This window comes from Arachidicoccus rhizosphaerae (genome assembly GCF_900107765.1).
GTDB classification, from domain to species: Bacteria; Bacteroidota; Bacteroidia; order Chitinophagales; family Chitinophagaceae; genus Arachidicoccus; species Arachidicoccus rhizosphaerae.
Genome location: NZ_FNQY01000026.1, coordinates 46,837 through 56,534 on the forward strand (window position 1 = coordinate 46,837; position 9,698 = coordinate 56,534).

Consider the following 9,698-nt stretch of genomic DNA (forward strand, 5'->3'; position numbering starts at 1 on the left):
TAAAACCAGGTATCCCGGTAAATATTAACCTTTTTTGACGTGAAGTAAAAATTTATCCTCAAACAAAGGCTCTTTAAAAATATCATCAATCTTATAGATGTGCGGTCTGAGGCCACTTTCGGATACTTCCTCGGCCAGATCACCTCCCTTCAGACAAATGAGTCCGTTAGGAATTTCATGCTCCTTCCCTTTTTTAATAAGAGGCTTTCCCCATTGCCAGAGATTCTTAAGGGTGGTTACCGCTCTGGACACCACAAAATCAAACTGACGATTTGTAATCTGTTCTGCCCGGGTATGTTCAACTGTAATATTAGTAAGCCCGATAGCCTGACTAATTTCCCGGACTACGGTCAGCTTTTTATTAATGGAATCCACCATATGAAATGAAACTTCCGGAAAGAAAATAGCCAGAGGAATGCCGGGAAATCCCCCGCCACAACCAATATCTATAATCTGGGTACCGGGTTGAAACTCAATAAGCGCCGCAATACTAAGAGAATGTAAAATGTGTCTGGTATACAGACTCTCAATATCCTTTCTGGAAATCACATTAATCTTTTCATTCCACTCAGGATAGAGAGTACCCAGTGCCTTAAACTGTTGCAACTGATGATCCGTAAAATCAGAGAAATATTTTGTCAGCACTTCAACGCCCACCATAATTAACCTGTTTATTATTTATTAGGATGTATTAATCTACTTTTATATGATCTGCAAATGCCTTCAGACTCGGATAATTAAAATCACTGATCGGCTCCCCATCTTTCATAGGAGGTTCATCGATAGTTGTATTTAAAAAAACTTTATGCCTGATGGCTGCATTCATGGCAAATTCCATATCACTGGGATTATTGCCCACCATGACAGATTTGGAAAAATCAATCTCCGGAAAATCTTTTTTTGCCTGTAGCGCCATACCAGGATTGGGTTTTCTGAGCGGATCAGTATCAGACAGTTCTTTAGCGTAATAGAAATGGTCAATACGACCGCCATCCGGTCCTATAAGCTTCATCAGATAAGCGTGAATATCCGCCAATCCCTGTTCTGTCAAAAGCCCCCTGCCGATACAGCGCTGATTGGTACAAATCACGATGCGGCCGAACTGCCGGGCAAACTGTACCATAGCCTCTTTTGCACCTTCATATAATCTAAACTCATCAATACTGAGCGTATACCAGCCCACATGATCTTCATTGATGACGCCGTCTCTATCCAAAAACAAGGTCCAGCTTTTATCAATTTTTAAAGGAAGTCCGCTTGCCTTAATATCCGTAATGATTTCATTATCTGTTTGTGTATTATCCATTGTTCTATATAACCGGTTCCGGCAATCTTTGCTGCGATTGCTCTTTTATTCGAAAATATATTAATAAGATTTAAATATTTATGCGCCTCAGTGATTAAGATAAATCCCCGAAGATTTGTGCCTCCACCAATTGACAGATAATGTGACCAATCAAAATATGCGCTTCCTGTATCCTGGGGGTATCCGTAGCCGGCACATTAAAAAGTAAGTCGCTCAGCGCTTTAAGCTGGCCTCCGGTAGCGCCCGTAAGGCCAATGGTGAATACCTTAGCCGCTCTGGCTGACTCAAAAGCCTTGACTATATTGGTAGAATCACCGGAAGTACTAAGACCGATGAGTACATCACCAGGGTGTGTCAGGCCTTCAATTAATCTGGAATAAATCACATCAAAATCATAGTCATTGGCCACAGCTGTCAGGTAGGAAGTATTACAGTGAAAGGCTTCCGCCGGCAATGCCTTGCGGTTCAGGTAGAACCGACCGGAAAACTCTGCTGCCAGGTGCTGCGCATCGGCTGCGCTGCCGCCATTGCCACAAAACCAAACCTTATGACCTTCTTTGAATGCCTGGGAGACAACCATGACCGCCTGCTCCATACGATCCAGAAAGGAAGGGTCTTGAAGAATTCGTTGTTTTACGGAAATAGACCTTGAGATACAGTCTTTTATGATGGATTGCATGTACTTCGAATTTAAATTACTCCTATCCCGGGAAGGCACAAAGGTAGCTTTTATGCATCAAGTAAAGTGCATCACTCCATCTAAAACCGCCTTATTTTCCAAGATCCAATATAGCCTCGCTAAACTTAGCCCAGCTATACCGCTCTTTTTCTGACTTCAAAAATGGTAAATAATGGGCTGCGCCTCTTGTATATAACTGTTCGATGCCGTCTGCAATAGAACCCGGCGTAGGTTCTGTCACTACACCTACCTGATCATCCGGCACGAGGTCGGGCAATCCCCCTACATTGGTCACCAGCATGGGTTTCTCAAAATGGTAGGCCAGTGGGGTAACGCCGCTTTGTGTGGCATCACGGTAAGGCTGAATCACAAAATCGGCAGCACTCAGGTAATACCTCACCTCACTATCCGCAATAAAAGAAGTGCGCATAATCAATTGATTTTCAATATCCAATTCTGAAATCAATTTTTCGTATTCTTCTTTACCTCCGTAATATTCTCCTGCTACCATCAGTTTTGGCAAAACCCGGCTATTGCGGTCTTTTAAGAGCCGCATGGCCTTAAACAGCAGGTCAAGTCCCTTGTATTTTCGTATAAAACCAAAAAACAAGATGAGCGGTCCATCAGGAAGGTCTAATTTTTCCCGGGCTGCCCTTTGCGGCACCGGATCTCCAAAATTATCAAATAAAGGATGAACCACCAGCCTTGACGGCGTATCCGTAAAATGCTGCAAGTCCTTTTGGACGGAAGCGCTCATGGTGATAAAACCATCTACGGGCTTTATAAAATATTGGGTAAGCCAGGTATCTCCCGGCCTTTTTTCGTGAGGGATTACATTATCCGTAATACAGACAACCTTGGTATGTCCGTTTTTCTTTACCTGCCTTAGAATACTTCCCTGACAGGCGCCCATATAAGGAATCCAGTAACGTACAACAATCAGATCCGGGCGAAGCTTTCTAAGCTCCCTGCCTACCTTACGCCAGTTCAGCGGATTTGCTGAGTTAATGACGACCTTTATATCCAGATCTTCAGGAGCAGGCTCGTCGCTGTATTGTGAAGTTCCCGGAAATAAAAATCCAGGATATTGCAGACTATAAGTATACATAGTCACCTTGTGCCCCTCTGCCATAAATTCTCTGGCCAGACGCTGATCAAAGTTTGCCAATCCGCCTCTGAGCGGATAGGCCGGACCAAGGATTACGATATGCATACAGGACTCAGCTTAAACATTTATTGCTCTATCTGCCTACAAGGCTATAGACGATCTACTTTTTAAATAATCTGAATATATCATTACCAAAGGCAAATACCATCAGGGCCAATATAATAACCATCCCGATTGTCTGGGCATATTCCATAAACTTATCGCCTGGCTTGCGACCTGTAATCATTTCATAAATACAAAACAGGGCATGTCCGCCATCCAGTGCAGGAATAGGCAGTAAGTTCATAATAGCCAGGATCATGGATAAAAATGCAGTCAGCGACCAGAATGCCTGCCAATCCCAGGTGGCTGGAAAGAGATTCGCAATACCCACCGGACCGCTCATTCCTTCAGATAAATTGACTTTTCCCCCGAATAATATCTTCAGTTGCTTTACATAGGAGCCTAACATCCGGCAGCCTTTGGCCACGCCGGCAGGTAAAGCTTCCCAGAAAGTATAATGAACGATATAAGGCGGTTCTGACTGAACGGCAATTCCCATAATACCATCTGCCGGAACATTGACAGCAACCATGGAAGTATCCGTACCTCTTAAAACGCTAAGATTTACTGTTTTACCCTTGGAGGCCTGTGTGGGCTGTGTCACCTGATCCCAGAACTCTACCGGAGCTCCGTTAAAGGCAATAATTTTATCTCCTTTTTTAAGTCCTGCCTTGGCGGCCGCGGAGCCGGTCTGTACAGAATCTATGGCTGGCACCTTGATTCTAAAATCGCTGGCACCCAGAAAATGGATATGCTTATTAATGATAACCGAGGTCAGATTAGAAGGTAACGCAACACTCAGTGTTTGCCCCGCTCTGGAGACCTGAATAGACTTAACGTCATCCAGTAATATATTCAAGGGGATATCCTCAAAATGAGCCACTTTTTTCCCATCTAAAGACAGTATTTTATCACCACTCTGTAACCCAACTGTTTGCGCCAATGAATCGGCTACAATTCCATACTGCAGACTATCGGTAGGACGATAGGCATCGCCCCATTTCCATAGCATCATGGAATAGATAAAAAATCCCAGCAAGATATTCACGATAATGCCGGCCAGCATAATGATTAACCTTTGCCAGGCGGGCTTGCTCCTGAATTCATAAGGCTTGGGCGGCTCAGCCATCTGGGCTTTGTCCATACTTTCATCGATCATCCCGGATATCTTCACATATCCGCCTAAGGGAACCCAGCCAATACCATATTCGGTATCCCCAATCTTTTTCTTAAGTAAGGAAAACCAGGGATCAAAGAAAAGGTAGAACTTCTCTACCCGGCATTTGAACCATTTTGCAGTTATATAATGTCCAAACTCATGTAGGACAACCAGGATGGATAGAGATAAAATCAATTGGGCAGCTTTAATACCTACGGTTGCCCAGTCTATAGCTAAAAGTGTCATGTAATTACGAAGTAATGAAAAAATTGAGTTTTGATGCGGGTTTGATTACATATTTACAAGTGTGGCTGCAAAATTACGAGCTTCACCATCAGTTTCAAAGTAATCTTCCAGGCTGGGCCTTTCTATAAAACTGATTTTGGCCATGGTTTTCTCAATGACATCCGTCATTTCTAAAAATCCTATCCTGTTATGCAGGAAGGCATAAACCGCTAACTCATTGGCTGCGTTGAGAATACAAGGTAAATTCCCCCCTTTGTTCAGGGCTTCTGATGCCAGGGCCAGATTGCGGAAAGTCTTTAAATCCGGTTTTTCAAAATGCAGGGCATCTGGTTTTAGAAAATCATATCTGGGAAACTTTGAAGCAATTCTATGTGGAAAGCTTAATGCATATTGGATAGGCACTTTCATATTGGGCAGTCCCATCTGTGCCTTAATGCTGCCATCCTCAAATTCCACCATTGAATGAATGATACTTTCCGGATGTACAATTACATGGATTTGCTGAGGAGCCAGGTTAAATAACCATTTTGCCTCAATCATTTCCAGGCCTTTATTCATTAAAGTCGCAGAATCAATGGAAATTTTGGCGCCCATCTGCCAGTTTGGGTGTTGAAGCGCATGTTCTCTTTTCACATTCACCAGGTAATTCGGCTTTCTTCCTAAAAACGGACCACCACTGGCAGTAAGGATTACCCGGTCGATTTTATTGCGGCCCTCACCCACCAGACATTGAAAAATGGCAGAATGCTCACTATCCACCGGGATTATCGGCACTCTGTTTTCCGCAGCTGTCCGCATAACGATATCACCGGCTACTACCAGTGTTTCCTTATTGGCCAGTCCGACGGGCTTACCACTTTCTATCGCTTTAAGCGTCGGCTTTAAACCGGCAAATCCAACAATGCCGGCAATCATTAAATCATAACTGTCCATCCCAGCAACATCTACCAGCGCCTGGTCACCTGCAAAAACCTTAATATTGGTCTGCATGAGGGCCGTCTGGACGGTTGAAAATTGGCTTTCATCCGCAATAACCACAATATTAGGATCAAATTTAAGGGCTTGTTCAATTAACAGGTCCACGTTGGTGGATGCCGTCAGGATCTCTGCACAGAACAATTCAGGATTTTCCTCAATGATTTCCAGGGTCTGTTTACCTATTGAACCGGTAGAGCCAAATATTGCAATGCGTCTTTTTTGCATAATTTTCAGAATGCAGGTTGTATAAACCTGGTTTTTATGATTCGTTGTAAAGATATTGGTTTTAGGCCTAAATAGAAAATGCCGCCTTCAGAACGCTGCCGGAGTAAATTTTCAGTCAAATTCCCTAAAACATACCGTTCAAACTAATAAAAACCGGTGATTACATGGGTTAAATTAAAAATTCATTTAATGCATCAGCGATTTTGCGGTCATTACTTAAGCGGGGAAGCTTATTTTGCCCACCCAGTTTGCCCACAGATCGCATATAATTAATAAAGCCGTCTTTTTTAACGGGCGTGATCCGAAGCGTCTGAAGAATACCTCCAGCAATCAAATCATCATAATATGTGTTCTTCTTTCTCAGATAATTATCAATTGTCAAAGCCAGCTTCTCCAAATCTGCCGGCTGATTTTCAAATTCTACGAGCCACTCATGGTAGCTCTTACCTTCTCCTTGAACAACCATCGGAGCCACAGTAAACTCAGTAATTCTTGCCCCACATTCAGCAGCCGCTGCCTGCATGGCAAAATCGACTTCTTCCCCGATCACATGTTCGCCAAATGCAGAGATAAAATGCTTGGTTCTGCCTGTCACAATAATCCGGTAGGGATTTAAACTGACAAAACGAACCATATCTCCTATATCATAAGCCCAAAGGCCTGCATTATTACTGATAATCAATGCATAATTCTGTTCTAAGGCAACTTCCTCCAAAGACAGCCTGCTGGCTCCCGGCTTCCCGTATTCATCGGCGGGAATAAATTCAAAGAAAATCCCTGAATTTGTATTGAGTAACATTCCCTTTTCCGTCTGAGAATCCTGAAAGGCAAAAAAGCCTTCTGAGGCAGGAAAAAGCTCAATTGTATCAATTTTCTTGCCAATGGATTCAAAGAGTTTTTGTTTATACGGCTCAAAATTAACCCCTCCATACACCATTAGTGAAAAATTAGGGAAAATCTCACCCACCTTTTTACCGTGCTTTTCGATCAACCGGTCAAAATACATCTGAACCCAAGGCGGAATGCCGCTTATCAGGGTCATATCCTTATTACTGGTTTCTTCGACAATTTTATCCAGCTTAGTCTCCCAGTCCTCAATACAATTGGTTTCATATTTAGGAAGCTGATTGGTTCTCAGATAAGGCGGTACATGGTGGTTAACAATTCCACTGAGTCTTCCTGAAGGAACCCCGCCTATTCTATCCAGCACCGGAGATCCGCTCAAAAATATCATCTTACCTCCTGTAAAGTCAGCTTTGCCGGTTTGGGCGATATAACATAATAACGCATTACGCGCTGTATTAATATGATTGGAAATAGATTCCTTTGAAATGGGAATGTATTTTGCCCCGCTTGTCGTTCCACTGGTCTTGGCAAAATATAATGGCTGCCCTTTCCAGAGAATATTCTGTTTGCCTTCCTTTACTTTTTCTACATAAGGACGCAATTGTTCATAATCTCTGACAGGGATATGATTTTTAAAATCCTCATAGGTTTTGATACTGTCAAATCCATGGTCTTTACCAAAAACGGTATGCTGGGCTGACTTAATCAGGTACTGGCGAATACTTTTCTGATCCTCCACCGCACTGGCCATTTCCTTTTTTACCTTACTATAGATAAAACCCGCAAAGGGCCTTGCCAATAATGATTTTACATGCATCTTTCTATACAATTCTTAGGCTCCAAATGTAACTTAAATGCACATGCAAGCACTAGAAAAATTCGATAAATTCGATAATAAAATAAATTCTTTTCAAATTAATTTTTGAATTTCAAATTTTCAACTTACTTTTGCGCTCCTGAATGCCCAGGTGGCGAAATTGGTAGACGCACTGTGTTCAGGTCGCAGCGTTCGCAAGGATGTGCTGGTTCGAATCCAGTCCTGGGCACTCTTAAACCGTTGTAAATAAATTATTTACAACGGTTTATTTATTTTAGAAACTCCAACACACTCTTTTCAAAAGTTTACATTACTCTTTTCAGGCACGCACATGGCATGCGTTTTGGTTCACATTATGTCAAAAAATGGATGTCAAAATAACACCCAGTATAAAGCGCAACGGAGAAAAAATGCAGTATTGTAACTATTGGGAATATTGACCTAAAAGTATATTCAAGCGAATAAATAGAAAGCGTCTTTCTACACCAAAAATTCTGCTTGTTTCAAATGATTCAATGAAATATCAATATACTCAGGATCTGAAAACATGCTTCTTTTTCTATCACTCCATTCTTCTAGTTTTTCAGCAACATCTTCAGGTTCAAATGTATTGTTTTTAATAGAAAGATAATCCAAAGAAGACAAAAGTTCTAAAGCAAAATCAGAATAAAATCCATCCAAGAAGCGCATTGTCTTTTGAGCAATTTTAAAAATCTCTTTATTGCTTTCTACATACATTTTGACTGTATCATATCCATCCGAAATTAAAGTCAGTGGCTCAAATGGTTTTTTATCCATACCGCTATATCCCATCAGATAACTTCCGTTCAATGCATTTAGCAAAAATCTCACCTTTCCAGAATATGGTCCATAAAATTTTGGTTCATACTCTAATTTAAAATACTTTTCAGCCCCAAATTTTTGCAAAAAGTAACAAACTTTTTCGCTAGAAAATTCCGAGACATATTCCCCATTTCTAACTAAATCATAAAGAACAAATAACAACAGGGCGCGGGCATCAGTAAGTTTCACCCTTTCCTTTTTTAGTTGTTCTTTAATATGAGTTGTTGGCTCAAACAGATAAATCTCAATATCAAGATCTCCCAATTTATTCTCAATAATCCTTTTAACTCTTTCCCACTCCAATCCTCCATTTCCTGCCCCTAGAGGTGGTATTGCGACACTCTTTATATCATTATTTTTTATTACTTTAATTAAATCATCAAGTCCATCTTCGATATACTGATATTCTGACGGCTTTCGCCAATCAGTTTTTGTCGGGAAATTGATAATGATTTTTTCTCCGCTAATGCTACTAGAATCTCTTGAAACAAAAACTTTTCCAATAGCTATTTCACTATTTTTAACGGCATTTTGATATGCTTTAAAATTATTAGGATACGCATTCTTAAATTGAAGCGCGATACCTTTCCCCATAACGCCAACTAAGTTCACAGTATTGACCAACGCTTCAGCACCACTTTCAAATAAATCGCCTGTTATATATTTTATCATATTATATTCCATTTGAATAATAAGCATTAGGGATAATTTTTATCTTAGTTCCCAGAACACCCATATCTATTAATCTATTTCTTGCATCTTTATTAAAACAACCGAACCCTATTATTAAATGAGGAGGTATGTCTCCTTCAATAATAAATTCTGCCTGCTTTTTCCGCTTAACGTCCAAATTTGCTGTACCCCAATATTGCTTTGTAATCGCTTCCCAATCAATAATATCCGGCAGTTGAGGTAACTTACTATAATCATAGAATCTGGTAAATCGATCCGTCCCGTGGCCATCAGAGAAATAAAACGTCTTTCCTATGCTCGCTACCTGCACTACGGAGCATGCTAAATATACAATATTTTCAGGATTAACCGCATTAGGAACAAAATTCCCTCCATGTTGTATCACGTACAACATCGGCATTCGAACACCAAAATAAAATGGTATAAAATCACCCAATTTAATTATTGGTGCATGGCTTTTTGTCAGATTGCCGTTTTGTATCTTGACAAATTTAATATCTCTATTATTTATTAAAGTTTTATCTCCAATTGAAACAAAATTGGGTATACTAAATAATTAATGGTCGTATTGTAAATTTCCGTAATAAAATAGGGCATTTATTCTGAACCTTTCGAAGTTAGCAAACCCTCTTGCTTTTGCAACAATTGCTTGGATTCTACCGTTTGTATTTTCATGTAATCCACTTGATGTTCTAG

At 40.8% G+C, this 9,698-nt stretch carries 10 protein-coding genes and 1 tRNA gene; 1 reads left to right on the forward strand and 10 read right to left on the reverse strand.

From position 1 onward, the window contains the following. Positions 1–24: 24 nt before the first annotated feature. The 7 genes from rsmG to BLU80_RS16515 form a co-directional block, all read right to left on the reverse strand. Positions 25–660, reverse strand: coding sequence for a 16S rRNA (guanine(527)-N(7))-methyltransferase RsmG (gene rsmG, locus BLU80_RS16485; protein ID WP_091400661.1), 636 nt, complete (start codon positions 658–660; stop codon positions 25–27). Positions 661–691: 31 nt separating this feature from the next. Continuing rightward, a complete protein-coding gene (locus BLU80_RS16490; protein ID WP_091400663.1) occupies positions 692–1,306 on the reverse strand; it encodes a D-glycero-alpha-D-manno-heptose-1,7-bisphosphate 7-phosphatase in 615 nt (204 codons plus the stop codon). A gap of 94 nt (positions 1,307–1,400) precedes the next feature. Further along, a complete protein-coding gene (locus BLU80_RS16495; RefSeq protein ID WP_091400665.1) occupies positions 1,401–1,985 on the reverse strand; it encodes a D-sedoheptulose-7-phosphate isomerase in 585 nt (194 codons plus the stop codon). Positions 1,986–2,076: 91 nt separating this feature from the next. Continuing rightward, positions 2,077–3,198, reverse strand: a complete 1,122-nt coding sequence (locus BLU80_RS16500; protein WP_091400666.1) for a glycosyltransferase family 4 protein — start codon at positions 3,196–3,198, stop codon at positions 2,077–2,079. Between the two features lie 55 nt (positions 3,199–3,253). Next, on the reverse strand, positions 3,254–4,600 hold the full coding sequence (gene rseP, locus BLU80_RS16505) for an RIP metalloprotease RseP (protein ID WP_091400668.1): 1,347 nt from the start codon (positions 4,598–4,600) through the stop codon (positions 3,254–3,256). Positions 4,601–4,645: 45 nt separating this feature from the next. Then, a complete protein-coding gene (locus BLU80_RS16510) occupies positions 4,646–5,803 on the reverse strand; it encodes a 1-deoxy-D-xylulose-5-phosphate reductoisomerase (protein WP_091400669.1) in 1,158 nt (385 codons plus the stop codon). 169 nt (positions 5,804–5,972) lie between these two features. After that, complete coding sequence (locus tag BLU80_RS16515) at positions 5,973–7,466, reverse strand: GH3 auxin-responsive promoter family protein (RefSeq protein ID WP_091400671.1); 1,494 nt, start codon at positions 7,464–7,466, stop codon at positions 5,973–5,975. A 145-nt stretch (positions 7,467–7,611) separates the two neighbouring features. Between BLU80_RS16515 and BLU80_RS16520 the strand changes: the two genes are divergently transcribed. Then, positions 7,612–7,695 (forward strand) — tRNA-Leu (locus tag BLU80_RS16520). A gap of 251 nt (positions 7,696–7,946) precedes the next feature. Here BLU80_RS16520 and darG read toward each other — a convergent pair. The 3 genes from darG to BLU80_RS20170 all read right to left on the reverse strand — a co-directional run. After that, positions 7,947–9,008: a type II toxin-antitoxin system antitoxin DNA ADP-ribosyl glycohydrolase DarG gene (gene darG, locus BLU80_RS16525; RefSeq protein WP_211481886.1), complete on the reverse strand. Its 1,062-nt coding sequence runs from the start codon at positions 9,006–9,008 to the stop codon at positions 7,947–7,949. After that, positions 8,983–9,549 (reverse strand): DUF4433 domain-containing protein, encoded by a 567-nt coding sequence (locus tag BLU80_RS16530; protein WP_091400673.1) that lies wholly within the window; start codon positions 9,547–9,549, stop codon positions 8,983–8,985. Before BLU80_RS16530 ends, darG begins: the two co-directional genes overlap by 26 nt. A gap of 9 nt (positions 9,550–9,558) precedes the next feature. After that, positions 9,559–9,698 (reverse strand): transposase (locus BLU80_RS20170; RefSeq protein WP_139188184.1); only part of this gene is annotated, 140 nt, incomplete at its 5' end.

What these genes read in the sequence shown, in the direction of transcription:
- rsmG (WP_091400661.1), bottom strand. Translation starts at nt 660, where the DNA reads ATGGTGGGCGTTGAAGTGCTGACAAAATATTTCTCTGATTTTACGGAT.
- BLU80_RS16490 (WP_091400663.1), bottom strand. Translation starts at nt 1,306, where the DNA reads ATGGATAATACACAAACAGATAATGAAATCATTACGGATATTAAGGCA.
- BLU80_RS16495 (WP_091400665.1), bottom strand. Translation starts at nt 1,985, where the DNA reads ATGCAATCCATCATAAAAGACTGTATCTCAAGGTCTATTTCCGTAAAA.
- BLU80_RS16500 (WP_091400666.1), bottom strand. Translation starts at nt 3,198, where the DNA reads ATGCATATCGTAATCCTTGGTCCGGCCTATCCGCTCAGAGGCGGATTG.
- rseP (WP_091400668.1), bottom strand. Translation starts at nt 4,600, where the DNA reads ATGACACTTTTAGCTATAGACTGGGCAACCGTAGGTATTAAAGCTGCC.
- BLU80_RS16510 (WP_091400669.1), bottom strand. Translation starts at nt 5,803, where the DNA reads ATGCAAAAAAGACGCATTGCAATATTTGGCTCTACCGGTTCAATAGGT.
- BLU80_RS16515 (WP_091400671.1), bottom strand. Translation starts at nt 7,466, where the DNA reads ATGCATGTAAAATCATTATTGGCAAGGCCCTTTGCGGGTTTTATCTAT.
- darG (WP_211481886.1), bottom strand. Translation starts at nt 9,008, where the DNA reads ATGCTTATTATTCAAATGGAATATAATATGATAAAATATATAACAGGC.